The organism is Phocaeicola coprocola, from assembly GCF_041333015.1.
Classification (GTDB): Bacteria; Bacteroidota; Bacteroidia; order Bacteroidales; family Bacteroidaceae; genus Phocaeicola; species Phocaeicola coprocola.
In genome coordinates, this window is sequence record NZ_JBGKGM010000004.1 from 673,019 (window position 1) to 699,227 (window position 26,209).

Consider the following 26,209-nt stretch of genomic DNA (forward strand, 5'->3'; position numbering starts at 1 on the left):
GTTAAGCAGGGAACGGCTTGTCCGTTATCCTGCTTCGTTAACATCATATTTAATTTCCATTCCAGTGTACCATATTAATACACCATAATCACAAGGTCCTTTTGTGCTTCAACGGCTTCATCGAAAATGAAGTTCAAATCGTCCATTTCCTGCTCATCATTGCCTTCTTCCAGCGAATTGTATTCCATCCTCTTGCTCTCCAATTCAGAAACAGGTATGCTAATGATATAGGGAAAATCATCACTCAATGGAATAGGTATGAATGTGCTTTGGCTATCCAGTTGCCAAAGGTTTTCCGCACAATAGATTTGCGTTCCGAAATGATTGCAAATCTTTTCATATACATACCCGTACATGGAAGCGATTTCGGGATAACGGACTTCTCCGTTCACAATATCAGCCAATACAGCATAAGCATCCATATCCGTGTTCAGACTATCGCTGAAATAATCGTTCAAACTGTCAAGTCCCGGCTTCAGTGCTGCCTTTAATTGGTTAAGCAGCAGATTATCACGAGCTCCATAAACAGACTTTACCTTATCGGCTTCTGTCAAATATGCACAAACAGAGTAACTCATACTTATCTTTATTTTATGTTGTCGTTCCAGTGTACCATATCGTATGGATAATATGGCAACCCTTTCAGGCTGCTATCATCCAGCCCCAAAACCTTGACCAATGCACCGCTCTCAAAACTCCAATATCCATCATGTATTATACCATATTTGTGGTCGTCATGCCAAGCACAATCGGAATGTCCTCGATACCATTCCCTTTTTAGATACTTTTCCAATCGCTTCGTCGCTTGAAGCTTGTTTGTTTTAGCCAAATCCGACACTTCCAAGATTGCCCGATAAGGCACAGCATCAAACACACAATCCGCCATTTCCTTCCGTTCCGGGAAACGGTAATTCAGCAATACATCATAAACACGGTCTTTAACTTCTTTCATGTCTATAAGTACGCGGAGTTTATCAATAACATTATTATCATACTCCAACATGATTCCTATTGAAAGCAACCATAACATCTGAACATAATAGCCATACGGAGTCCAGCATTTTTCTAAAACATTGATTGTTAAAATATAATTGGATTTTATAGATTCTAAATTCTCCCCCATAGAATACATAGTTACGATAGTATAAACTCTACAATCAAATAAACGTCCATACAAATCAGGGCTAATCTCATCACCATCTTTTTCTGATTGTTCTATCATACTATTAAGTTTTTCTATTCTGGTAGTATACTTAGCCAATTGCTTTATATACTGTTCTTCGGTAAAAAGTTTATCTCTTGTTTCCATTATGGTACACTGTTTTTGATGTTAATGGTTAGAAAGGAGCATCGTTAGATGCTATCTTTCGTTGTTACTAACTTATTTATAAATCCCAATCCGGTGAATAAACACCCAATCCCAATAAGAGGATAAACAATGCCGCATAAGACTGCGAGCATATTCAATCCTCGTTCATCCCCCTCGAAGCCGTCTAAATTGACAGCTTGCAATATGCAGTTTGTAATTTGCCAATCTAATAAACTTTGGTCTATACAGATAAAGGCAATCCACAAAAGAATAGAGCAACATTCCAAGCCCAACAATAACACTATCGCTGTAGGTTGCATTGCATATAGTTTATAGACCTTGTAGATTAGCAATACATCTATAATTAGAAGTAAACCTAAAAAACAATATTCCATAATGCCATATATCTCGAACAAACGACCAAAACCTAAGCCACCACAAAATAATGTTATGACTATCAATAAAGCACTGAAAGCAGTCAATGATACTATGGATTGGACAGTTTTATTCATCGTACTATTGTTAGTAATGTTTTGACAAGAAGCTGCGTTTAGCAGCTAACTTGGCTTGTTATCAGTGATTTATTCAGCAATACCTGCACAGGTAAATTTTAATCCAGTAATTGAATTTTGTTTCACAAAATCTATAAATTCATCTGTACAATAATAACCATCATCAAATATACTATCTCGAAATATGATATATGGTCCGATATTTTTTTTATTAAAGACACAGTTATTTTCTCTCACCATCATCAAGATTTCTTCATTGCTTTTAGACTCTGTATTTAAGGATTTTATTGTATTTAGTACATTTATAAAATAATATTCTGAAGTGTTTCCAACCACATTGACTGGTAAAACTTCTATCTGGTCTTTCAGCTTTTCAGAGAGCAATAAAGAGGTTCTTTTATTTACTATCAGATGACCTGAAAAAAAACAAGAAGCATCAAAGTCTTCACTTCGCTTGTCTTTCTTTTTCTTTTATCTCTAAATAATTCTAAGTTAAGACCTTTCCATCCACTAATGAGTGATTGACCTCTAAAATCCCATATACCTTTATTCAATTCATCATTTTCCTTGAATACGAAGAACTTATAATTATCAAAGTCTTGTCCAATTTCATATATTTTCATAATGTCATACTATTTAATTACTGATAATGGTTTGGTGAGCAACAGCGTTTAGCTGTTATCTCGATCTTGTTAACGATTTTATTTCACAATCATAAACTCATTCCCATATGGATAAAAGCCTTTATCTCTCCATATTTTTGAGTAGTCAGATAATTTGTAAATTTCAGGTTTATACAGATTTAATACCTTATCCAAAACTCTCTCTCGGAATATTATACCATCTCCATATTCTAGACTATTCAAAACAAAGAAATTCTGTTTGATAGAATTGTCTTTCAGTTTCATATTAGGATATACTGTAAAACAAGTACCTCGTTCTTTCTGTAGGTCACTTTGATATGTTATGCCTTTCCCGAAAAGAAAAGAATCATTATCAAAATGATTTATACGTAAAGCGTAGTATTTTTTATCCGTTAGAGTTTCGTTTTTCTTGTTTACGACCTTGACGGTTGCAATATCATATTTATCAACGAACCCATTTTCTTGAAGTAAAGACAAAAACTCTTCCGACACGATTTTGAGTTCTATACTGCTTTTATCAAGAAAATCAAATTTCAGGATTCCTGGTTTCTTGTTGCATACAAGGTATAAGATGGGAGGTAAATTCTCGCGCCATCCGTCATTATTTTGCCACATCCATTGCCCGAGATTCTGAAACTTCTGCCTTTTACTTTCATCGTAGATATCACAAACATCAGATTTGCCATACTCCAATAATCCTTTAGGCAGTTTATCTATCCCATATCGCCAAATATAAAGTTCTTCCGTATTCATAATTGCTGAATTTATTATCGTTAATGGTTTGGTGAGCAACAGCGTTTAGCTGTTATCTCGACCTTGTTAACATTCTATTTTTATTCTCATCAAATTATGGTATTTCCAAATTCATCTTCTTCATATATGCAGTATCTAATTCAGCTCCTTTCCAGTTTATGTCAGGAGGGAACTGTTCCCATCCGCCTTTGGGTGGTGCAAGCACCCATTTAGGAACAACCTCTAAAAGTAGCTCTGAATGTTCAACCCATTTATTTGAATATTTGACAACCAATCTTAGATTTTTCAAATCTTTATCATGTAGTCCAAACCTTGTATCAACAATATAAATTGAATCACCCACTTTGTAATTAAATTTGCAGATTGAACCACGATAATATCCTATGTCAGAAAACGTGCCTATTGTATATCTTCTATTATCCTCATTAAAAAAGAAGAAAAAATCCAGACAGCGAGTGGCAATTATTATAATCAATAAAATTGTTGTTCCTGTATAAATTATTATTTTCCTATTGTTTAATCGCATAATTTGAAGATTATAATGTTAATGGTTTGGTGAGCAACAGCGTTTAGCTGTTGTCTCGACCTCGTTATAAACTCTATTTGCCATTTGAAATAGTTGGTATTGCAAACTCGTTCGTTTCATAAATAGGAGCAAACATTCGTATCATAAAAATCTTGCAATATATACTATCACATAGTATGTTATCATTGGGTTGATTCGAAATAAACAATGCTTTATAAAAAAACTTATCGTTCATTTTTTTGACAAAAACCACATCATAAGAGATTAATATGGCAAGACTATCATTAGTTATAAAATCATTGTAGCTTAAATTCCTTTTATAGCTGCCTCGTAAAATATTTTGACGACCATCAAGTTCTTTATCTGTTATAAATTCTATCACACCATCGTATTTGAGGTGCCTGTAATTTATGTTACTGTAATCACTTGCCGATATTTCTCTTATACATGCTTGTTCAACGAAAGGTAGTTTTTTTAATCCCCATTGAACTGGATATAATGTAAATAGCCATACATACATTCCAATAATGATGATAATCGGAAATGCAAATATCAAGGAATGTCTAAAATCCTTTCGAACGATGCATCCAAAGAAGGCTATAATTAGCATAAGAAGCAATACAATGACTACCATCCTATTTCAATTCTAATTGTTTATAATGGTTTGGTGAGGAACAGCGTTCAGCTGTTATCTCGACCTTGTTAACATTCTATTTTTATTCTCATCAAATTATGGTATTTCCAAATTCATCTTCTTCATATATGCAGTATCTAATTCAGCTCCTTTCCAGTTTATGTCAGGAGGGAACTGTTTCCATCCGCCTTTGGGTGGTGCAAGCACCCATTTAGGAACAATGATATTTAAGACATTTGCATTGCCATGAAATACCGCTGAGAACATTATCAATACATGTGTATGAGACATATCTGTATTATTAAATTTACTTGTTGTTACAACATGTTTAATACTATCAACATAATAAATAAATCCTTTTTCTTTACTCGAACTCGAATTGATAATAATCCCATCTTTATAATAAGTTCCGATTGTATAACGAATATTATTGTCATTAAAATAATAGAACTTATCCATAAAGTAAACTATCGGCAATTGTAATAAAACACAAATGCAAATAATCCTAAGTATCCATTTTTTCTTTTTAGAGAGATTTATTTCCATAAATTTGATGAATTGCATTACCAAATTGATGTTAATGGTTCAGCAGGGAACGGCTTGCCGTTATCCTGCGTTGTTATCAACCTATTCTATATTCACCATTTATCTGCAATTTCAAATTCGCCGATTGTTTGGGTACAAATGTCAATGTACGGAATAGTCTTGACTATCTTGATGTTTTCAATATCTTCACTTCCTCCCAAAGCCAAAAGTAGAGAATATCCAAAACACTCGTCATAATCTGGAGTTCCGAGTTTTTCTTGTATTATAGGATAATTTTCTAAATCAAACCAGCCTTTCAAGAAACTTTCATTTACCATTACCTTATTAAAAATCGCACGAAGATTGGCAGGAAGTATTAAATATGTTCCGTATCTGACATTCAGATAAACGACGTAATTATTCAGTCTCGGATTCTTTACATAGGCAAAGAGATCGCCGAAAGCCGTACACATGAATGGTAGAAATGATTGGTCATCCTCCTTTTCAAAACAGGAGTTTATCACATCCTGATAATCGGATGGATTGATGAGCTTAAACAGCCCATTACAAAAACTTCCTAACCCGACCTCCTGCCATAAAGTATTCAGTTCGGGATAAGACAAATCAGCATATTTAGCAATAAAAGTATCATCTACTGCTTGCCTCTTGCTATTGAGGCTTTTTTCTAAAAATTCTTCGTACATATTTCTACGTTTTATGGTTGATAATGGTTTGGTGAGAAACAGCGTTAGCTGTTATCTCGACCTTGTTAGATATATTTAAGGAATCTTGGGAGATAAACAGTATTCTTGAAGCCATTCTTCTTCCAATTCTTTAGCGATTCCATACTTTGAATACTCATCTTCATAACCTTCATGCCACATATAATAGTGAGAACCTTCATTTGCGAGAAATATTTCTTCTGCTCGTGCAATAGTGCTACAATAAGAAATATAAAGAGGAAAAATAGAAGCAAACATACTTATATCTTCAAAGGGAGAGTAAAGAACTGATTCGGTATCAGTTATGACAAATAAAGTTATATCTCTATTCTTATCCTTACTGCAAATACAGACTTCACCTTGATTAACCTGTGGTAAATCACATTTCTCTTTAAGATATAAATAGAAAGACTGGATATTTGAAATGTACTCTGGTATTTCAATATCCATCTTTTTAATAACGTCCTTTATACTCACTATTATATTAACTGTATATCGCATGAATCAATTATATCTAATGGTTTGGTGAGGAACAGCGTTAAGCTGTTATCTCGACCTTGTTACAGACGATTTTATTAACTTAATTCCATTTCCAATATCGTATATACCTGACCTTTGGCATTGCGAATAAGTATGGAAATGAAATCAAAAGCATTACATTTTAGATACTCTTTGTTTACCCAGTCGCCATTGATTAGTTGTACTTGTTCGGTGGCTGGGTATTCATCATCAAAATCGGTATTACTGCATCCAAGAATGATAATTTCAAATTCAGTTTCAGCATCTTTATCTACGAACTGAATTTCATGAGATAATGGTAGTTCTCTCTTATTCTCTATTAGTAATGCTTCATATCCATTATACCTTTCATCGAAAAGAGTAATCTTTTCTCCTGAATTTACTGAATACGCATATATTGCCAAAGGGAAATTTTGCTTGTTTGCCATGTAATTATCAATTAATTCACCACAAAAATAAAGTCTGAATTTTGTTTCATGTTGTGGTGATATTAACCGACCTTTCCAATACACAGGATTATTAAACCATGAATCTTCTATCAACTCAGGAAAATAATCTTTGTGTATAATGAATGGTTTTAGATAATCCGGTATATATTCCATATATTTCTGTATTAAGTTGTCTGTAATGGCTTGACAAGGAGCTGCGTTAGCAGCTAACTTGGCATATTAATAATAATTATCATCCAACAACTACGATTTTCAATGTTGTTATTCGTATAAAAGATTCACATTCAGTAGAGGAATACTCTCTTTCAAATCTCCCTTACTTCTATGAATTAAGAATGAAACTGATACTGTTTCAAATTCAGAATCTTCAAGAATATAAGGTGTTAAGTGTACTATTTCACCTTTGCCATATAATGAAATTTTTGTCCATTCTTTTTGTGTAAATTCCGGCCACTTTCTTAGTGCATATCCTGGAATTAAGCTCAATTCTTTTATGTCTTCTTTTATGCGAAAGCAACCTTCTTGGCTGAACTTCCGTCCCAATAAAGGACGGATAGAGTCTGTATCTTCAGTACTGTAAATTGGATATGAATATGGATGAATGCCCCAAGTTATTATGATTATTTCTTCTTCAAATAGTTCGTCGATTAGCTCTGTGTTTGAAAATTCGTCGATTAAATCCAATTTCTGATTGCCATACTTTCGAGTTATTATTTCATTCATCTTCGGTAAGTCCACAAGACAGAAACCGAGATAATCATAAGAATCAAAATATTTGTCAAATATAAAAGAATCCGATTTCCCATTTACTTTCGTTTCTGAAAAATAAAAGTAAATAGTGACGATTTCAACAGGTATTGGAAGAACATCTATGACTGGTAATGTTTGAACTGGCTTGTCTTTGAAAATCTTGACTCCTAAATTAAACTCTCCTTGTAAATCAAAATTAATTCTATATTCAGGTAAATTTCTATTTGAAGAGAACAATCTTATATCCGACTTATCGTTCATATATACCTTCCCTAAAACTTCTTGATTTATCAGTTCACCTAATATAGAATCACTAAATGTTAATTGATTTTCAACTTTCTCAAACACACATCTAACATTATATTGACCCGATACACTATTCATAATATTAGGTATAGCATAGCTTATATGGTCTATACATAACTGTAAATTACCTATTAAGTCACTGCTACCTCTAAAAGCTATTGTTTTTATATTTTCCATATTGAGTATTATATGTAGTTGATTATATATGAATCTTGTTACGAACTTAATTATTATTAATGGTTTGGTGAGGAACAGCGTTAAGCTGTTATCTCGACCTTGTTACAGACGATTTTATTAACTTAATTCCATTTCCAATATCGTATATACCTGACCTTTGGCATTGCGAATAAGTATGGAAATGAAATCAAAAGCATTACATTTTAGATACTCTTTGTTTACCCAGTCGCCATTGATTAGTTGTACTTGTTCGGTGGCTGGGTATTCATCATCAAAATCGGTATTACTGCATCCAAGAATGATAATTTCAAATTCAGTTTCAGCATCTTTATCTACGAACTGAATTTCATGAGATAATGGTAGTTCTCTCTTATTCTCTATTAGTAATGCTTCATATCCATTATACCTTTCATCGAAAAGAGTAATCTTTTCTCCTGAATTTACTGAATACGCATATATTGCCAAAGGGAAATTTTGCTTGTTTGCCATGTAATTATCAATTAATTCACCACAAAAATAAAGTCTGAATTTTGTTTCATGTTGTGGTGATATTAACCGACCTTTCCAATACACAGGATTATTAAACCATGAATCTTCTATCAACTCAGGAAAATAATCTTTGTGTATAATGAATGGTTTTAGATAATCCGGTATATATTCCATATATTTCTGTATTAAGTTGTCTGTAATGATTTGGTGAGGAACAGCCTTAAGCTGTTATCTCGACCTTGTTATAAACTGAATTACATAGGTGCTTCTTTTTCGTATATCGGGTAAACAATAAGCGTGTCTTTAGTTACAACTTGCCCATTTTCATTTCGTTTCAAGAGCACATTTCCTGTAAATGTCATGTTATCAATCTTAAATTCTTTTATTACATAATCCAACTGGTTTAACTCACTATAAGAGTCAGAGCTGTCAAAAAGCCCTACATATTTCTCTAAGATTCCACTTTTTTTATATATACTTTTTTGTTCGTAATAATCACGTCCTCCATATCTATATTGACGGATTATATATTGATTGTTTTCAGCTACAGCAGTGTCAAATTTGAATAGAAACCACCATAATGGAGGAAAAATGACGAATGGAAATATATATACTCCAAAATAAATGCGCATACAGACTTTGCTCCATGTAGGTAGTTTTTTAGGAACGCAGAACATCATGACGAAAGGAGTAAGGAAAAACAATAACCGAAGAATATCACCAATATTCCAGCGTAACCGGTCACAATTACTTGACAAATTCAAAGTTATCAATCCTATTATTCCAGATAATAGATGAATACAGAGAATGATATAAAAGAATTTGGATTTCGTCATATTTCAATCAATACTGTTTATAATTTGTTTATAAATACACCTTTAGGTGTAGGATATTTCGATAACCGACACCCGGCAGGTGTGTTTCCTAATCTCTAATAGCTGCACCCTATGAATCATCCAGTGAATCAAGCGGATTGGGTATGCTTGACTTGTGTGCGCTCGTCACATGAAGATAGATTGAGGTTGTCTTGATGTCATTATGCCCCAGCAGTTCCTGTATGGTTCTCAGGTCTGTTCCTTGCTCCAGCAGGTGGGTGGCAAACGAATGGCGAAGCATGTGTACATGTACCCGGTGCTTGATTCCGGCACGGCTGGCGGCTTCTTTCAGTACCTTTACCAGCGCACTTGCGGAATACTGTTCTCCGGGTGTCTCTCCCTCGAACAGCCATTTCTGCGGACGGTACTCCTTGAAATATTCCCTCAGTTCCTTCAGCAGCTTTTCCGACAGCAGCGAATACCGGCATTTCCGTCCTTTGCCCATGATACGCACAAGCATCCTTTCGCTTATGATGTCCTTCGGGGTGAGGTTCAGCAGCTCGCTCCGCCGTAATCCGGCTGAGTATATCAATGAAATCATGCAGCGGTGCTTCCGGTTCGATAGGCACGAGAGGATACGGCATACCTCATTACGGCTCAGCACTTCGGGCAGGCTCTTGTACTCTTTGGCGCGGGTGATGCCGCCGTAGTATTGCCGCTTTCCGCCCTTCACCTGCTCGTAGTAGAACTTGATGGCGTTGATGCGCATGTTCTGCTGCGATACCGAGATTTTCTTTTCGTTTACAAGATAGAGGATGTATTTGTTGATGTCCGCCACTTTCAGGCGGTCGATGTTGCGTCCTTTATGGTATTCCATAAAGTCGCTGAAATAGGCACGATAGGTTTTAATGGTCGAGGGGCTGTAACGCTTCTGCTCCAGCAGTTCCAGATAGCCTTCCGGCAGTGTGTATTCCCTTTGGGGCTTGGGATGCCTCACATAAACCCTGCTGTAATCGATGTAGGCGTGGGGCGAATAGCGGTCGTAGAAATCAGGCAGCCTGAAAGCGGCAGCAGGGATGCAGGCGGAATTCTCGCCTGTCTTTTCCGCATCTTGCGAGAGCAGTATGCCAACAGCTTCGCTGTCAGCATACTCTATCCGTATGTAATCCGCACCGTTGCGTTTTTCCTTATACAGCACGATGCTTCCTCTCTGTTTCCGAACATGATCCATAGTACTGAATGTGATGTCATACAGATGCAAATATACACAAAGAAACAGAAAAACCAACAGGTTGGTCGGTTTTATTTTGTTAAAGTCCCTCGCTTGGGTATCGTCCGCCGTTCCGTACAGCCTGCAACCTGTACTTTAGGCTTTCAGCAGCGAATAGAGGAAGTGCAGGCTGCGTGAGAGTTTCCGGGTGTCAAGCCCCTGAAAGAAGGACAGCTCATAGGAGGTTCCGAAGAACATCTGCCAGAACATCGAAGCCGCTTCATCCACATCCACATCCTGCCTGATTTCCCCGCTTTCTTTCGCCTTTCCAATAGCAGCTTTCCACAGTTCAAGGTTCTGACTGAATATGGCAGCAATCTTTTGCTCCACGTCAGGATAGTACATCCTTACCTGCATCAGCAGGTGGTAATAATAGAAGTTGACACTGCATCCGCCGGAATTGTCCCCGTCGTCCAGCAGTCGTACGAGCCTCTGCCTCGTGTTCTCCACTCCGGCTACATACTGGTCAATAAATTCCTCCAGCGAGTTTGCCGTAAAGTTGAACTTGTTTTTAGTATGCTGGGTATCGAACACGTACCTGTCTGCCACAGCCGTGAACAGGTCCAGTTTGAACGGGAAATAATAGGTCAGTCCCGCTTTCGACAGTCCGCAGGTTCTGGCAATCTCCATCTGACTTGCCTTCTCGTAATTCATTTTTGCGAATATCCGCAAAGCCTTTTCCAGTACTTCATCCCTGTTGGTAAACATATTTTTATATCCATTGGTTTTCTTCTGCGAAGATAGTGATTTCGGGGGGATTTCCCTTCTCCGTACCGATTATTTTCATCCCCCCGGATTTCTGCATACCCAGACCCTGCTGTCAGGACTGCCCGCTATGGACACCCGCAGCTTCTATTCTTCCCATTCCATTTCCAGCTTCCCGTTGATGTCATAGCGTTTCCACCGTCCCGTGCGGTGACCGTTGCGGTAGGTTCCGGTTTCCCTTACCTTGTCGTTCTTCACGTAGCGCGACTCGAAGGGACCGGTTTGGCGTCCGTTGACGTAAGTGCTGGTTTCCCAATAGTCGAACCGGTTGTCACGCACCAGTGACCTCGCCTTGCCGTTGAGCCGTCCAAACTCGTAGGTTGCCTCATAGACAAGTTCTCCGGTTGCCGGGTCGTATTCCCTGTAAAGGCCGTCATACCGGTTGTTCTTTTTGTAATATTCCTTGAGCCGCGAACCGGTCTCTCTGTCAAAACGGACCTGAAGCCCTTCTTCATTCCCTTCACGATAGGTTGTGATGTGCAGGGTGTCGCCGCTCTCCGCTATCTGCACCCAGGTTCCATCCTTCTGCCCGTTTTTGTAATGGCCGGTTGTGCGGGGCTGGCCGAACAGGTAAAGCTGTTCAAAGTCGCCGTCAAGCAGCCCCTGCTCGTTGTAGTAAGAGGTCTCTTTCAGCTCGAATGTGCCCTTGATGTAGGAATACTGCTTGCCGGTCTGCTTCCCGTCCTTATAGTTGTGTTCCCTTCGCAGCGTACCGTCAAACTCGTAGTACACGTCCTTTCCGTCTTGCTTTCCTTCTTTGTAGAAGCGTTCCATTTCCAGTTTCCCGTTTGTGTAGAATGTGCGGTGGGCACCGTCCAGTTTGCCGGATTTGTAGGATTTCTCTTCCGTCACCCTGCCTTCGTCGTCATATTTCCTGAAGGTTCCGTCCTTCCAACCCTCCTTGTAGGAACCCTTGGATTTCAGCTTGTTGTAGATGTATTCTTCGTAATCGCCATTGTAAAGACCGTCCTTGAAACGGGCAAGGATATAGGCGGAATGGTAGCCGTCGATAATGCGGTGCTCTCCGTCAAGAGGCTTGTCGCCCGAAATTTCCCGGTGGAGAATACGGCCGTCTCCCAGATTTATGGCTGTGATACGGTCTATCGGGTATTCTTTCTGTGCATGGAGCGGTAAAACGCACAGTGAGGCTGCCAACAGCAGAAAATAACAGTTCATTCGTTTCATACTTCAATTGTCTTTAGGGTTATTTCTATTCTTTGAATCTCATTCTTTCTTCAGTGTCCGTATTCCCGGTCAGGATGCCGTCCGGTCGCAAATATACACAAAGAAACGGAAAAACCGACAGGTCGGTCTGTTTTTTGTTTTGTCATAGTTTCCTCCCGTATTTTTCCGCTTTTACGACAGGCAAGCCGATCACGTTCTGCATGGCAGTGCGACCGGCTTGCAAGAATCGGGCCTACATCTTTATCCCTTTCATCCGGGGCTCATCCTTGGGCTGAAATCCCGGCCGTACGGCAGAGAACCGGTCTGCAATGTTTTCACCGGCAGGATGCTGCCCGTCAGCCGTACCGCGTACCTGCGTAACATCTCCCAATGTCGGTCGGGCCTGTTGCTGACCCTCCGTTTCCTTTTCGGCGGTTTCCGTTGCGGGAGGAGCCAGTTCCAGCTGTATCTTGCGGTCAAGTGCGGCAAGTTCGGATTTCAGCTGTTTCAGTTCGTCTTCCTTCTTCCACACCTTGCTGGCTATCTCCTGCAACTGCGGAACCTCCTTTTCCAGCACCTCGTTCTTCGCCTTGTACTGGTCAATGGTGGAAGGTATCTTCTCCATCGCGTTCAGGAAATTGCGCGCGGCGGCTACCGGGTCAGCCATTGCCAGATGCCCGTTGTTGTAGGTGTACTTGTAGTTTCCCTCCACCACGAAGCGGTTGTCTGTAAACTCCAGTCCCTCTTTGAGCGTCCTTTCGCTGACCACCTTGACAGGGAAGCCGTACAGTTCCCCAATCGGTTTGTACAGTCCGCCCGTAGTGGCGTTCCTGGCTATCTCCTGCAAACGCTTCCCGATAACCTTCTCGTCGGTGGAGTCCACGCCGTCCACCCTGACCCCATTCAGTCGGTTGCCATCCTTGTCTGTCCGGGCAGCGGCAAGGAACCTGTTCCAGTCCTCTGTCATGGCTTCAATGGCCGCCGTGTTCCCGTTCAGTTCCCCGGTCTTGGTCTCCAGTTTGAGCTCCGACTCGCGCTTGCCCTTGTGGAACGACTTGCGCTCTCCCTCCAGCGAGGCTATCCTCTTTTCGAGCTTCGCCTTCTCCAGCAGGTCGGTGTTCCCTGACAGGATAGCCATGTATTCCGAAAAATTCATGCCTGATTTCTCGTCCATCGCTCCCTGGTCTATGGTTCTCGCGCCCATCGCGCCGCTCTTCAGCTGACTGATGAACGTCTGCTTGCAGTGCAGCAGGTTGAACTTGTACGAGTCCAGCGACTTCTCCACCGCATAGATGATGACATCCACCCGGTTTCCGGCATACAGCTTCGCTATCTCGTTGCCCTTTCTCACCGCCCGTCCGTCACGTTGGGCGAGGTCGGACGGACGCCACGGCGTGTCCAGGTGGTGGATGGCCACCGCCCTGCGCTGGGCGTTCACGCCCGTGCCAAGCATCGAGGTCGAGCCGAACAGTACGCGCACATATCCCTCGTTCATCGCTTCGATCACCGCTTTCCTTGACTTCTCGCTCTTGCATTCCTGTATGAAGCGTATCTCGTGTGCCGGTATGCCGTGATCTTCCACCAGCTTGCGCTTGATTTCGGTATATACGTTCCACCCGCCCGGCTGGTAAGTACCCAAGTCGGAGAATACGAACTGCGTGCCTTTCTGTGCGTCGTATCTGTGGTAATACTCCGCTATCATCTTGGCGCAGTGGCTTGCCTTGTTGTCCGGGTGGTCTTCGTATTCCGGGTCTATCATGCGCATATCCAGTGCCATCTTCCGCGCGTAGTCCGTGGCGATGAGCATCTTCGCCTTTTCCTCCGTTTCCGACAGCGACAGCCTGCCCAGCAATGTCGCATCGCCCGTCTTGGCAAATTCCATCAGTTGCTTGATGAAATATTCTTGGTCGGGTGTGGGGGATATGTGGTGTAGTATCTCGTTCTTGTCCGGCCTGTCCACACCCACATCCTCCGCCGTGCGGTAGTCCGTTATCTCGTTGTAAAACGCCGCCAGCTCCGGTACCTTGATGAAGTAGCGGAAACGCTCCTTCTGCACGATGTTGTTCGTCACATTGAACTCGAAATCCGTCGTCTTCTTGGCGAAGATCGCCGCCCATGCGTCAAAGCATCGGATGTCCTGTCTTTCCAGTTCCTTCGGACGCAGATACTTGAAAAGCAAATACAGCTCCGTCAGCGAGTTGCTGATGGTCGTGCCCGACAGGAACGTCGCCCCCAGATCTTTTCCCGTCCGCTCCTGGATGGTGCGGATGGCAAACAGCAGGTTCAGTGCCTTCTGGCTGCCTTCCGAGTTGCCCAGACCCGCCACGCGGTCGTGCCGGGTGTTGAATGTCAGGTTCTTGAACTGGTGCGATTCGTCTATGAAAATATGGTCGATGCCCATCTGCCTGAAGTCCGCCACGTCGTCCGTCCTCGACTTTATCGCGTGCTCCACCTTCTCCAGCTTGGCCGTCAGGTTGAACTTGCGCTTCTCCAATCCCCTCAGCATGGCGCGTGACACGTCCTTGCCCTGCGAGCGGAGCACCTCCAGATTTTCCTCCACCGTATCCAGCTCCGCCTGCAATATCCGCTGCTGCAGCTCCGGCGACTGCGGTATCTTCCCGAACTGGTCGTGGCTCATGATGACGCAATCCCAGTCATTGTTACGTATGTCGTTGAAGAAGCGCACGCGGTTGGCCGCCTCGAAGTCCTTCTCCGATGCGTACAGTACGCGGGCGTTGGGGTATGCCTTGCGGTAGGTCTCCGCTATCTCGCGCACATTGGCTTTCAGACCGATTATCATCGGTTTGTGTACCAGCCCCAGCCGCTTCATCTCGTGTGCTGACACGCACATGATCAGCGTCTTGCCGGTGCCCACCTCGTGGTCGGCTATTCCTCCGCCGTTCTGTTTCAGCATCCAGATGCAGTCCTTCTGGCTGGGGTACAGATCGGTGATTCCCAGCCCTTTCAGGTCAAGTCCGGGAAAGGTCTGGTGCGAGCCGTCGTACTTCGGGCGTACGAAGCAGTTGAACTTGTTGTTGTACATGTCCGTCAGCCGTTTCTTGAACTCCGGCGACTGTTCTTCCAGCCATTCGGTGAAGCCACCCCGGATTTCGTCAATCTTCGCGTTCGCCAGCTGTATGCCCTCGCTGTCGCGTGCCTTGATGTCTTTCCCGTGCTCGTCCTCGCCGACCTTCTTCATCATGTCCGGGCAGGTGTTGTGCAGGGCGTGCTTCAGCAGATGCATCCCGTCATAGTGGCGGTAGTATCCCTTCACCAGAAACTCGTCGGTGATTTTCATCGTCCTGTGGCTGCACGCCACCGAATACTCGTCGAGGCTCTCCGAGTAGCTTATCCGCACGTCCGTTTCAAACAGGCGGCTCATGTAGGCGGCATACACGCCCGTGGGTATCCACCGTTCCCCGAAGTTGAAGTCCAGGTCTTCAAACGGGATTTGTTCGGGTATGTTCTCGCGTAAAGCCTCCAGAGCCTCCCGTGCCTGCGGCAGCATCCCGTGCCCCTCGTGTCCCTTTACCCATTCCTCCACCTCCTTCGCTTTTACCACCACGTTCCCGGCGATGAAGCGGTCGGCTATCTCGTAGTTCCCCGCCAGCGGGTTGTAGTACACCCTGCCTTTCAGTGCTTCCAGCATGTCCGCCTGTGCCATGTCGCACAGGGATTCCATATACGGCAGGTTCACCCCGCCGTAGCGGTTGAGCGAGGCGGATAGGGCTTCTTCCGGCGATTCCGCCATGACGGTCGTTTCCTGCGAAAAGGAAACGGGATGGTCGAATATGTCCGCCTTCACCATCGTACCGCCCTCGCTGCGTTCCAGTGCCAGCATGTTGCGCCCGGAGGCGTCCATCATCAGCAGTTTCACGTTCTGTCTGGCGTTCAGGCAGCCGTAGCGCATCACGAACTCGTCATAGTAGGTGTTCAGGTGGCGGCGGAGCATGTCGTTTGCCTCCTGCCGTTCCGCCTCCTGTGCGTAGAGCCGCTCGTAGGTGTCGCGCATCGAGATGTACAGCTGCGCTTTCTCCTTCTGCATACCCTCCATGTCCAGCGGATGGAAGGTTGCCCCGTAGCGGGTCACGTCCTTCAACACGCCCACCTGATAGCGCACGCCCTGCGTGTGTACCCATGCCAGCGAGCCGTCCTTCAGGTGCGGCTCCAGCGGTCGGCTGTACGGGCAGGGCATCATTTCCTCCTCCCGCTTGCGCTGCCTCTCTTCCGGTGTCAGGGCGGCTTCCTCCGCGCGTAGGGCTTTCTCCACTTCCGCTATCCGTCTGTCGCGTTCCGCCTCGAATCCGTTTTCTATCGGATAGACCACCGTGGCAGCAGTACCTTGCGGTTCTTCCGTTTTCCCCACATGGACTTTTTCTCTTTGCGCCTCCGATGTCCCGACTGTCCGTTTGACGGCATTGGCTTCCATCTTCGTCTTTCCCAGCCGGCGCAGTTCCGCCCGTTGTTCCGGCGTAAGCGACATCATCGTTTCATAGAATCCGTTGATGGGCGGATTTGTTTCCCAGTCGAGGCTGCGGTAAACGGCGTCCTCCGGGTCGTCGTCCTCTTGTGGAGATGCCGTGTCCTCTGCTTTCGGTGCGGTCGTTTCCACTGGGGCAGCTTCCACCTCTGCTGTGACACGGATGATTTCCTCCATTTCCTTTGCCTCTTCCGGGGTAATGGCGGCACCTGCCTCCGTCTTTCCTTTGTCCGCTTCCATTCCCGTACCGTCCTCCGGCAGCACGAACAGCGATGCCTGTACCGGTTTCTTCGGCTTGGACTTGCTGCCCTTCTTCCGCTCCGGTTTCAGTCCGCGCTCCGCCAGCCGCCTTTCCTCCTGCGTGTAGCCGAACAGGTCATACAAATCCATCACCGGGGCTTCCGGCTGTCTGCTTTGCGCTTCTTGCGACACGCCGGTCATAGCTTGTACTTTCGGCTGCACACTGTTTGCTTCCCTTTTTGTCCGGTCCGCTGCACCTGCATCCGGCAATCCGCTTTCTTTTTTCACCTCCGTCCGTTCTTCCGCAACCGAAGCGGAGTTTTCTCTTTTCGCCTTCGCCGGTTCACCCGCAGCCGAATGGATATTTTCTCTTTTCGTCTCAATACCCTCGGTCTGTACGGCAATGTTCTGCCGCATCTCTTGCCGTGCTTCCTGTCTTTCGCCCTTGATGCCGTTGTAGCGTTCCAAGTCCAGCCGTACCGACAGGTCTTCCGACAGCATTTTATACAAATCCATCGCAATACCTTCCACACCGCCGCTGTGCGTGTATATCATGGCGGGCTTGCCGTAGGGGTCGGTATCCTTTTTCGCTTCGGTATGGATGATGCGTTCCGGGTGGTCAAGGAAATATTCATTGGTAACGACTCCGGTATGGTTGCTTCTGACTGTCCGGGTAAACCGCATGTCCTCTTCGGACAAATCCATTTTGTTGATGTTCTTTTGTAGGATTATCAGGTCACAACCCACTTCCGTGTTGGCGTTTTCCGTGAACAGGTTGTTCGGCAGACGTATGGCGGACAACAGGTCCGCCTGCTTCATCATCAGGTAGCGCGTGCCTCCGTTGCCTTCCGTATTCAGTACGCTCTGCGAGGTGATGAATGCCACGACACCGCCGTCGCGCACCGCGTCCAGCCCTTTCAGGAAGAAATACGTATGCACTTTCTTCGCCGCTATCCGGTGCATGACCGACTTTTTCTCGTATTCCGCGTCAAACACGGCGATGTCCCCGAAGGGTATGTTGGAGATGGCAAGGTCGAAACGGTTCAGGAAAGGTTTCTCTATCTTCTCGAAGCCCTCCGTGCGTATTTTCTGCTGCGGGTACAGGTGTCCGAGCATCTTGCCCGTCAGCAGGTCTTTCTCGAATGCCGTCACCTCCGCCTGCGGGTTGTTCGACAGCACCGGGCTGATGAACGCGCCCATGCCTGCCGACGGCTCCAGCACCAGCCTCGGGCGCACCTTGCGGTCGTGCAGCACATCCGCTATGGTGTCCGTTATGGCTTGCGGGGTGTAGAACGCCGTCAGCACCGAGGCTTTCAGCGAGTCCGTATAACGCTTGTACTCCGTTTCGTCCCGGCTGTTCTCCCGTATCAGACGGTGCAGCTCCACCGTCGGGGCAAACAGTTCGAGGTCTGATTTCGCCCAGTGTACGGCATCCGTCAGTTCCCGTGCCGGGTTCAGTATGCACTTCAGTCCCCCGAAGCCGCAGTACCTCTCCAGCAGCGCCCGTTCCCGTGCGGTGGGCGTGCGCCCTTCCCGGTCGAGCGTGAATGCCGTCCGTATCGCCTCGATGTTTTCCCTGAGCCTCTGCTTCTTGTTAAACGCCATAAGCCTCCAGATAAAGCATTATTGCACCCGTCAGCTCCGTATAGAGCAGGTCGTGTTCGGGCGACAGGGCGAATGTGTCGTCCGTTGTGGGATAGCCGGCAAACAGGTTTTTCAGATGCGGGAATATCTCCCGGCAGAACGCCTCGCGTTCCTGTTCCTGCACCTCTTCGGAAAACTCGTTTTCCACCACCTCAAGCAGCAGTGCATAGGGGGAGAAGTGCAGCCCTTCAAGCAGGATGCGCATGGCTTCCTCCTGTGCGGCTTCCGTGGAGCTTCCCTCCAGCCTTGCCTTCTCGAAGGTCTCGGCGGCGGCTTCCTCGCGCCCGGAGATAAGACCGGTGTCGGATACTTTGTCGGGATGATATTTTCTCAGATAGTCCAGCAGATACAGCCCGTAGTAGGACAGCTCCGCCGGAGCGATGTTCTTGTTCTGTTTCATTTTCTTATGGATTTAGTGGGTGAATGATTTTGGAAAGGAAATAAAAAGGCACCCGGTATCCCTCCGGGTGCCGCCACTAATTGTCGTGCAAATGAGGGCAGAGTCGGACTTGTCAGAACTATGCCGAGTGCAGCCGACAATCAGTCACCACTAAATCCATGTAAATAAAAAGTACAACCAGGTTGAAACAGATTATGACATGAACCAGTGGCGAAGTTACGCATTATTTTCGTTTTCCTTTCATGTTCGTGCCTTTTCTTGCGCCTTTGGCTTCGGGAAAGATGAAGTTCGTGTTGAAATCCGCATCGAAAGCGACCGCCGCGCTGAACGGCTTGCCCTGCCTGCTCTTGAAGCCGCCGAGGACTTCCGTCTTTCCTTTTGCCAGCAAATCGGTCATCTCCCCGTCGGAAAGTGTCTTTCCGGCTATCTGGCGGAATACGGGCAGGGAGCAGTCCGGGTTGTCGCAGCGCACCACCTTGCCGTAGAACTGCATCGTGCCCTTGCCGCATTTGGGGCAGGTACAGCCCGATGCCTTGTGTCCGAAAATACGGTCACACGCAAGCAGGTCTGTGGTAATCTTGCGGGTATAGCTTTCTATGTCCCTCATGAAAGCCTCGTGCGGGGTCTTTCCTTTCTCAATCTCCGCCAGTTCCGCTTCCCAGCGTCCGGTCATCTCCACATTGGCGATGTCCATGTCTTTTACAATGGAATACAGGGCGAGTCCTTTCTCCGTCGGCACCAGCGATTTCTTCACACGCACCATGTATTCCCTTCTGATCAGCGTTTCGATGATGGCCGCACGGGTGGCGGGTGTGCCGATGCCGCAGTCCTTCAGGGCCTGGCGTGCCTCCTCATCCTCCACATCATCACGCCCGGCGGTTTCCATCGCTGCCAGCAGCGAGCTTTCCGTATGCAGCGGTTTCGGTCGGGTCATGCCCGAACTCATCGAGCATCCCGCCATCACCAGTGTGTCACCTTCCGTCCAGTCCGGCAATGCCGTATTCCCGTTGTCCTCACCATACTCTCCGTACACGCCGCGCCAGCCTGCCTTGCGCACGATGCAGCCTTTCGCCTCAAATGTCAGGCCCTCGCATCTTTCGCCTGAGTCCGGCACCACCTCCGCTACTACGGTAGCCGTATCCTTCACACATTCCTCCGAAAATGCCTCTACCATGCGTCCGGCAATCATGTCGTAGATAATCTGCTCGTTCTTGTAGAGGGCGAGCGGTCGGTTCGGCGTCACCAGCAGGGCATGGTGGTCGGTTACTTTCGAGGCGTCCACGCTCCGGCGGTTCAGTCCGTCCAAGTTCACGATTTTATCCGAAAGTGTGGAGTGTCCTGCCAGCCGTTCAAACAGCAGCGGTATTTCAGCAAACACATCTTCCGGAATATGGCGGCTCGATGTTCTCGGATAGGTGACGAGCTTCGCTTCATAGAGCTTCTGTACCAGCTCCAGCGTCTGTTCCGCCGTGAATCCGTGCTTCGTGTTCGCTTCCTTTTGCAGTGTGGTCAGGTCGTACAGCAGCGGCGGGTTCTCCACCTTCTCCTTCTTTTCCACCTTGGTGACGGTGGCGCACATCTTCGCCTTTACCTTATTATATAGTATAGCTGCCTCGTTCTTGTCCTGCCATTTCTTCACGGAAGCGAATTTCACCACCGTACCCGCATTTGCCGATGGCACGGAGAAATGCAGCTGGTGTACCGGCTCCGGCGTAAAGCGTCTGTTTTCCCGGTACCGCTTGCAGACCATTGCCAGCGTGGGTGTCTGTACGCGTCCCACGGAATACGTTCCCCGCCCGGCGGCGACGGTCAGCGCCTGCGTGCCGTTGATGCCCACCAGCCAGTCCGCCTCGCTGCGTGCCTTTGCCGCCAGATACAGGTCGTCATATTCATGCCCGTCCTTCAGTTCCTTCAATCCCTTGCGGATGGCGGTATCCGTAAGCGAGCTTATCCACAGGCGGCGGAAGGGCAGCGTACAGCCCGTATAGGCATACAGGTATCTGAATATCAGTTCCCCTTCGCGTGCGCAGTCCGTTGCCACTATTATGCCGTCGCTCTCGTTCCACAGTTTCGTTATCACCTTTATCTGTTTCACCGCTGCCGCGTCCGCCTTGTAGCCCTTGTCCGTCTTTACCTGGCGGGGTATCAGCATGAACTCCTTCGGTATCACCGGCAGGCTGTCCCTGCGGAAGCCCTTGAAGCCGTAGCCCTCAGGCAGGGCAGGTTGTACCAGATGCCCCAGTGCCCATGTCACATGGTATCCGTTTCCTGTATAAAATCCTTCTTCCTTTCTTGTTGCTCCGGCGATGCGTGCTATCTCACGCGCCACACTCGGTTTTTCTGCCAATATGGTAATCATACATTTTCTGTTTTAATCATTGATACTTTTGTTCCTTGTGGAGTGGAACGGGGTACGCCGGTTATCCGTGGAATATGCGGTACATGGCGCATGAGGCCCCGTTTCAATCCGTTGTTTATTCTCTTGTAATGGATTTAGTGGTGGCACTCAGGATACCTTCATGCCTTTGCTTTTCTTCGGTTTTTCCTGCTGTTGTTTCTGGGTGTCGTCCTTCGGGGCGGTCTGTCCCTGCTGAAGCGGCTCCTTCACATGTCTGGTGGCCTCGTTCGTCTTGCCCTCGTTGTTCACCGCAAGCTGTGTGCGGCTCTCGTTCGACGGGGCAACGGTCTGTGCCAGGTCAGGGTTTTCCGAATAGGTCAGCGGTCTGCCTTTCTCACGGTCGAACTTCAGGTACTTCGTGCAGGGTTGTCCCTGGTCGTCCTTTGCGTTGGCAAGTACCACAACTTTCCCCGCCACATAGTCTGCTTTCTGCTGTTCCGTGAATTTGTCGTCCTTCCATTTGCCTATCGGACGTATGCTTCCGTCCTCGTTCGTCCACGAGCGGTTGCGCCGCTGTCCGTTCTCCTGACTCCCGTCTTCCTTCTGCTGCTGTCCGGTAGCATCCGGGGCTTCCGGGCTTTTCTGTTTTTTCTCCTGTCCGTTTCCGCGTCGTTGCGACTGTCCTTGCCACAGATGCTCCGGCACAAACTCCACGTCGCGTTTCTCCGCACTCACTTGCAACACGGCTTCAAACTTGCGCCCGTTCTTCAGCGTTACCTCCTTGGGCAGTGCCAGTCCTGCACGCAGGATGTCCTGTTCCGGTTTTAACAGTTCCGTCAGTCCGATTCTGTCCGGGATGCGTACCTTGCTTGCCGGAATGTCCACGATTTCATTCGTCAGGCGGTCGATGCTGATGTACGACGGACGCATCTCACCGGTTTTCGTATCTGCCACATCCACCAACCTGCCCAGATTACCCGTCTGCTTCAGGTTCTTCTTGTCCTCGTCCGTGAAAGTGTAGCCGTTGTAGGGGATGTCAAGCCTCGGCTCATGGCGTACGAAATGGGGTGCGAGCTTCATTTTGCCGTCTTCCGTCTTCTGAAACGATAGTCGGGCTTGCAGCTCATAACTATCTCCGCCGAAGGTCGGGTTCACCGTCACCAGATTTGTCTTGCCATAGTTCATCAGGGCTTTCATGTCCTTTTCAGACAGATTATCTTTTTTCACCCCGAACCGTTCCAGTTCCTTCCAGTCCACGTCGCCGTCCGCTATCAGGTTCGGTTTCTCCGGTTTTGCCTGCGCTTGCCCTTCCTGTGCAGGCTGCTGTCCCTGTACCGCCTGCGATTCTGCCGCCTGCGGTTGCTGTTCCTGATTTTTCAGTTTCATTTTTTCCATTTTCTCGTCTGTTTTCTGTTCCACATTGTTTTCTTCCGCATTTTCTCTTTTCACCTCCTCCGCAACCTGCTGTTCCTCAGCCTCCGTTTCAGCATTTTCTTTTTTCACCTCTTCCGCAGTCTGCTGTTCCTCAGTCTCCGTTTCAGCATTTTCTCTTTTCACCTCTTCCGTAGTCTGCTGTTCCTCAGTCTCCGTTTCAGCATTTTCTCTTTTCACCTCCTCCGCAGCCTGCTGTTCCTCAGTCTCCGTCCCGGCATTTTCCTTTTTCGCCTCCTCTGTAGTCTGCTGTTCCTCAGCTTGCTGGTACGCCGATGTATCCACCTTGTGCGGAGCGAGCAGTTCTGCATTTGCCGCAGGGTCTCTCAGCAGGTCCTTGATAACCGGAAGCAGTGCTTCCACCATGTCCGCTGCCACCCTGTAGAAACCGAATCTTGTCGGTTCCTTGCACTGGCGGTAGAAATTCTTGAAGAAATTATCTATCGCATCCCCGTGGCGGTCAAAGCGCAAAAACTCCTGCGAGTGTTCCGCCTTTGCCTGTGCCCTCTTAGGATAGCCCCTGGCATCCAGTCCGGCAACCACACTGATTTCGCCCGTCTTCTCATCGCGGACGACCAGTACATTCTCTTGCTTTTTCTTTTTCTGTTCCATTGATTGATTTTTTTATTGTTTGATGATAGTCCCGCCGGTATTCCCGTGCAGGTCTGTTTATCTTTTCGCCTTCGTTTCACGTGTGCTTTTCAGTCCCGGTTTGCATCAGGCTCGCCCTCAGCTTTCCGTTTACATCCGGTTCACCATCCACTTCCGGTTTCTCTTTTCGCCTCCGTTTCACGTGTGCTTGTCAGTCCCGGTATTCCTTCTGCCTCCTTTTTTCCCTTTCGCCGTTTTGCCCGGAGCTTTCTTTCCCGTTCCTTCCTTCACTTTCAGCAACTTTTTGCCGTCCAGCGTCACCTCTTCCATGTTCCGGCTGATAAACTCCAGCACGTCCGATTCCTTGTAGTAGGTCTTGCGGCTGATTTTCTGGTAGCGCAGTCCGTATTCGCTGCGGAACCGCTGTAGCGACCGTTTGCTCGTTCTCAGCATCTCGCACAGGTCCTGATTATCATACAGCCGTTCTCCGTCCATGTACTTCACGCCCGCCGCTTCCTTGTTTATCAGTACCGATATGATGCTGTCCAGCCGGTCAATCCGTTCCATGAGGCGCTTCATCCATTCCTCGAACATTTCCTTACCAATCCCTTCCATCATCCGCCTCCTTTCTTGTCATCAGGTAGTTATGCTTGAACTCCTCCAGCGTCTTGGGATTGCAGTGTACGATTTTCCGTCTCACGCATTCCTCCAGATCCGTCAGTCTGTACCGGCATTTGCTTCTCACCATCATGTAGGGAATAGTCTTGTCCTTGCGCATCCGTTGCAGTGTCCTCGTGCTGATTTTCAGCAGGTCCGCCGCCTCCTCGCTCGTCAGCAGGATTTCCGCTTCTTCCTTCGGCACGTTGTCTTTCTTGAAAACATAGTCCGCTATACGGTCTATCTTCTCCATCATCGTTTTCACGACCTCGTTGTCCATTGTTACTATTTCCATATTATTCCGTATTGGTTACGCTGCAAAGGTGCGCAACTCCGTGCAGGCACAATCCATAGTATTTCCATAGTAGGGAATGATTTTCCCGAAATTTCCTGTAATTCTTTCCACAAGTGCCCTGTTTCTTCACATACGGGCACAAAAAAAAGGCGGCTCCGCCCGGCATGAAGCACGGATGAAGCCGCCTAATCGGTCAGTCATTAAATATGTAATAGAATCAAGCTACACTGTTTTCCCCAGAAACACTCCGATAACCGACAATGCTCCCAGTTGTTTCATCTTTCGTTGCAGCTGTCTGAAGCTCTCCCCGGTCGTGAGTACATCATCCAGCAGGACAACATTCTTTCCTCTGATATACCGCCGTGTGAATTGCAGGTTCCGCAATATGTCTTTATCCTTTCCCTTTCCTTTCAGCTGCTTGCGGTCTTCCTCTATCCAGATGGCCTTGAAACCGTCCGTAATGCCCAGCCATTCCGACAGGTAATAGCACACTACCGGAAAGCGTTTCCGCTGTCTTTCCCTCGTCGATGCGGGTATAGGTATCAGTACCGTGTCTTCCTTCGTACCGTTGAACCCCGCATGTTTCAGACACAGTACCAGTATCCGTGCGACCAGCTCGCCGCAGTGTCCTCCTTCCTTGAAACGGAAAATCAGGTTGCTTACCCGTTTCTGGTGTTCGTCCGTCTTTTCAATTTTCGTTGGGTAATAGTCATGCAGGTAGTGGCACCTGCATCCGTCTATAAGAACTTCTCCCTTGAACATCGTTTCGTACGGATAGAAGTCCATTTTCTTCTCCCTTTCAAACGTGAAGTTCAGCACATCCCTCATCATGGCATTCCATTCCTTCGACCTGCCCAGCGAGTACCATCCCGCATGTTTCCCGGCTTCCATCAGGCACATGCCGATTTCCATCGCCTCGCTGAACCGCTGGTGCGAGACGATGTACCACCCGTGTTTCCGGCACAGGCCGGCAAACTCCTTCATGTCAGTAGTCAGGAAGTACATCATGCCTTCCTCTTTGATGACTACCGTCAGTTCCGACTTCGGTTTCTCCCGGCAAAACAAGCTTTCGCTGTATTCCACTCCGTGCCATACCGACTCCGTGCATTCCTCATCGCAGAACTGCACTTCCACCTCTTCAAGCAGGTCAAATTCCTCCACCATACCGTTTCTATCTTTAATTACAGGTTTAAGATGGAGATAAGTTACACATTATTATCGGTTTACAGATAAGTATGTTTTGCAGTTTCACATTTTTTAGCTTATACAAACACGTGTCGGGACAGCCTCCTGCAAAAAAGACTGCCCCGACACGCATATCCGTCATATCCGGCGGTTTCAGTTCAAGCCCTTTCTCTTTTCACCGGTCATACAGAGAATGACCGTATTCTTTTTTGCCTCAAATGACTCCGCCAGCCTCCGTGCCGCCCATTTTCTGAACGCCTCGCACTTCAGTCCTTTCATGCGGAATCCCAGTGCGACGATAGTCTTCAATCCGTAAAGGTCAGTGCTGCAATTTTTTCCGTTATAGATGAAATGTTCCACTCGTACATCCGTGTATTCGTCAAAATCCCCTGTTTTTGCCAGAGATTTCAGTCCGGCATTCACTGACTGTACGAACACATCGTATGCCCGTGCGATGTCACATTTCGAAAGCCATACTTCTCCGTTCTTGTCCGTTTCTATTTTCACGGCAACCCTTTCCGGAGCATTGCGGTCATATTCGATTTCAAAATTTCCAATCTTTATCATAGCATATCTTTTGTTCTTACCGTTAATCAGGAATGTTTGAAACAAGAACAAC

General features: G+C 46.5%; 26 protein-coding genes. All 26 read right to left on the minus strand.

Features of this window, described 5'->3' with window-relative positions; all coding sequences use genetic code 11:
• Nucleotides 1-74: 74 nt before the first annotated feature.
• The gene (locus ACDG22_RS13610; protein ID WP_270245105.1) at nucleotides 75-578 is read right to left on the minus strand and encodes a DUF7691 family protein; all 504 of its coding nucleotides are present in this window, start codon (nucleotides 576-578) and stop codon (nucleotides 75-77) included.
• An 8-nt stretch (nucleotides 579-586) separates the two neighbouring features.
• Nucleotides 587-1,309, minus strand: coding sequence for a PoNe immunity protein domain-containing protein (locus ACDG22_RS13615; RefSeq protein ID WP_195617082.1), 723 nt, complete (start codon nucleotides 1,307-1,309; stop codon nucleotides 587-589).
• A 44-nt stretch (nucleotides 1,310-1,353) separates the two neighbouring features.
• A complete protein-coding gene (locus tag ACDG22_RS13620; RefSeq protein WP_151878564.1) occupies nucleotides 1,354-1,821 on the minus strand; it encodes a hypothetical protein in 468 nt (155 codons plus the stop codon).
• 69 nt (nucleotides 1,822-1,890) lie between these two features.
• Nucleotides 1,891-2,232 (minus strand): imm11 family protein, encoded by a 342-nt coding sequence (locus ACDG22_RS13625; RefSeq protein ID WP_370859005.1) that lies wholly within the window; start codon nucleotides 2,230-2,232, stop codon nucleotides 1,891-1,893.
• Nucleotides 2,229-2,444 carry a hypothetical protein gene (locus ACDG22_RS13630; RefSeq protein WP_270527687.1) on the minus strand — a complete coding sequence of 72 codons (216 nt, stop codon included), beginning with the start codon at nucleotides 2,442-2,444 and terminating at the stop codon, nucleotides 2,229-2,231. Before ACDG22_RS13630 ends, ACDG22_RS13625 begins: the two co-directional genes overlap by 4 nt.
• 78 nt (nucleotides 2,445-2,522) lie before the next feature.
• Complete coding sequence (locus tag ACDG22_RS13635) at nucleotides 2,523-3,218, minus strand: Imm43 family immunity protein (RefSeq protein ID WP_370858930.1); 696 nt, start codon at nucleotides 3,216-3,218, stop codon at nucleotides 2,523-2,525.
• A 94-nt stretch (nucleotides 3,219-3,312) separates the two neighbouring features.
• Nucleotides 3,313-3,744, minus strand: a complete 432-nt coding sequence (locus ACDG22_RS13640; RefSeq protein ID WP_087407125.1) for a hypothetical protein — start codon at nucleotides 3,742-3,744, stop codon at nucleotides 3,313-3,315.
• 73 nt (nucleotides 3,745-3,817) lie between these two features.
• Complete coding sequence (locus ACDG22_RS13645; RefSeq protein WP_117905093.1) at nucleotides 3,818-4,378, minus strand: hypothetical protein; 561 nt, start codon at nucleotides 4,376-4,378, stop codon at nucleotides 3,818-3,820.
• A gap of 96 nt (nucleotides 4,379-4,474) precedes the next feature.
• On the minus strand, nucleotides 4,475-4,924 hold the full coding sequence (locus ACDG22_RS13650) for a hypothetical protein (protein ID WP_270245081.1): 450 nt from the start codon (nucleotides 4,922-4,924) through the stop codon (nucleotides 4,475-4,477).
• Nucleotides 4,925-5,016: 92 nt separating this feature from the next.
• Complete coding sequence (locus ACDG22_RS13655) at nucleotides 5,017-5,607, minus strand: T6SS immunity protein Tdi1 domain-containing protein (protein ID WP_004309992.1); 591 nt, start codon at nucleotides 5,605-5,607, stop codon at nucleotides 5,017-5,019.
• A gap of 75 nt (nucleotides 5,608-5,682) precedes the next feature.
• Nucleotides 5,683-6,075: a hypothetical protein gene (locus ACDG22_RS13660; protein WP_005650147.1), complete on the minus strand. Its 393-nt coding sequence runs from the start codon at nucleotides 6,073-6,075 to the stop codon at nucleotides 5,683-5,685.
• A gap of 125 nt (nucleotides 6,076-6,200) precedes the next feature.
• A complete protein-coding gene (locus tag ACDG22_RS13665) occupies nucleotides 6,201-6,746 on the minus strand; it encodes a hypothetical protein (protein ID WP_013616531.1) in 546 nt (181 codons plus the stop codon).
• A gap of 108 nt (nucleotides 6,747-6,854) precedes the next feature.
• Nucleotides 6,855-7,826 carry a hypothetical protein gene (locus ACDG22_RS13670; protein ID WP_117616253.1) on the minus strand — a complete coding sequence of 324 codons (972 nt, stop codon included), beginning with the start codon at nucleotides 7,824-7,826 and terminating at the stop codon, nucleotides 6,855-6,857.
• Between the two features lie 117 nt (nucleotides 7,827-7,943).
• The gene (locus ACDG22_RS13675; protein WP_013616531.1) at nucleotides 7,944-8,489 is read right to left on the minus strand and encodes a hypothetical protein; all 546 of its coding nucleotides are present in this window, start codon (nucleotides 8,487-8,489) and stop codon (nucleotides 7,944-7,946) included.
• An 80-nt stretch (nucleotides 8,490-8,569) separates the two neighbouring features.
• Nucleotides 8,570-9,151 (minus strand): hypothetical protein, encoded by a 582-nt coding sequence (locus ACDG22_RS13680; protein ID WP_087383464.1) that lies wholly within the window; start codon nucleotides 9,149-9,151, stop codon nucleotides 8,570-8,572.
• 109 nt (nucleotides 9,152-9,260) lie between these two features.
• Nucleotides 9,261-10,361 carry a tyrosine-type recombinase/integrase gene (locus ACDG22_RS13685; protein ID WP_370858931.1) on the minus strand — a complete coding sequence of 367 codons (1,101 nt, stop codon included), beginning with the start codon at nucleotides 10,359-10,361 and terminating at the stop codon, nucleotides 9,261-9,263.
• 135 nt (nucleotides 10,362-10,496) lie between these two features.
• Entirely contained in the window at nucleotides 10,497-11,108 is a 612-nt protein-coding gene (locus ACDG22_RS13690; RefSeq protein WP_370858932.1) for a TetR/AcrR family transcriptional regulator, read from the minus strand.
• 144 nt (nucleotides 11,109-11,252) lie between these two features.
• On the minus strand, nucleotides 11,253-12,350 hold the full coding sequence (locus ACDG22_RS13695) for a toxin-antitoxin system YwqK family antitoxin (RefSeq protein WP_270230903.1): 1,098 nt from the start codon (nucleotides 12,348-12,350) through the stop codon (nucleotides 11,253-11,255).
• A gap of 232 nt (nucleotides 12,351-12,582) precedes the next feature.
• Complete coding sequence (locus tag ACDG22_RS13700) at nucleotides 12,583-18,654, minus strand: N-6 DNA methylase (protein ID WP_370858933.1); 6,072 nt, start codon at nucleotides 18,652-18,654, stop codon at nucleotides 12,583-12,585.
• Nucleotides 18,644-19,093, minus strand: a complete 450-nt coding sequence (locus ACDG22_RS13705; protein ID WP_370858934.1) for a DUF1896 family protein — start codon at nucleotides 19,091-19,093, stop codon at nucleotides 18,644-18,646. The genes ACDG22_RS13700 and ACDG22_RS13705 overlap by 11 nt, the downstream gene beginning before the upstream one ends.
• Nucleotides 19,094-19,316: 223 nt before the next feature.
• Nucleotides 19,317-21,452: a type IA DNA topoisomerase gene (locus tag ACDG22_RS13710; protein ID WP_370858935.1), complete on the minus strand. Its 2,136-nt coding sequence runs from the start codon at nucleotides 21,450-21,452 to the stop codon at nucleotides 19,317-19,319.
• Nucleotides 21,453-21,599: 147 nt separating this feature from the next.
• On the minus strand, nucleotides 21,600-23,474 hold the full coding sequence (locus tag ACDG22_RS13715) for a DUF4099 domain-containing protein (protein WP_370858936.1): 1,875 nt from the start codon (nucleotides 23,472-23,474) through the stop codon (nucleotides 21,600-21,602).
• Between the two features lie 177 nt (nucleotides 23,475-23,651).
• On the minus strand, nucleotides 23,652-24,068 hold the full coding sequence (locus ACDG22_RS13720) for a helix-turn-helix domain-containing protein (protein WP_370859006.1): 417 nt from the start codon (nucleotides 24,066-24,068) through the stop codon (nucleotides 23,652-23,654).
• Complete coding sequence (locus ACDG22_RS13725; RefSeq protein WP_237468097.1) at nucleotides 24,052-24,405, minus strand: helix-turn-helix domain-containing protein; 354 nt, start codon at nucleotides 24,403-24,405, stop codon at nucleotides 24,052-24,054. The genes ACDG22_RS13720 and ACDG22_RS13725 overlap by 17 nt, the downstream gene beginning before the upstream one ends.
• A gap of 222 nt (nucleotides 24,406-24,627) precedes the next feature.
• Nucleotides 24,628-25,569, minus strand: coding sequence for a ComF family protein (locus ACDG22_RS13730; protein ID WP_117866896.1), 942 nt, complete (start codon nucleotides 25,567-25,569; stop codon nucleotides 24,628-24,630).
• A gap of 174 nt (nucleotides 25,570-25,743) precedes the next feature.
• The gene (locus ACDG22_RS13735; RefSeq protein ID WP_040311825.1) at nucleotides 25,744-26,157 is read right to left on the minus strand and encodes a hypothetical protein; all 414 of its coding nucleotides are present in this window, start codon (nucleotides 26,155-26,157) and stop codon (nucleotides 25,744-25,746) included.
• Nucleotides 26,158-26,209 lie beyond the last annotated feature (52 nt).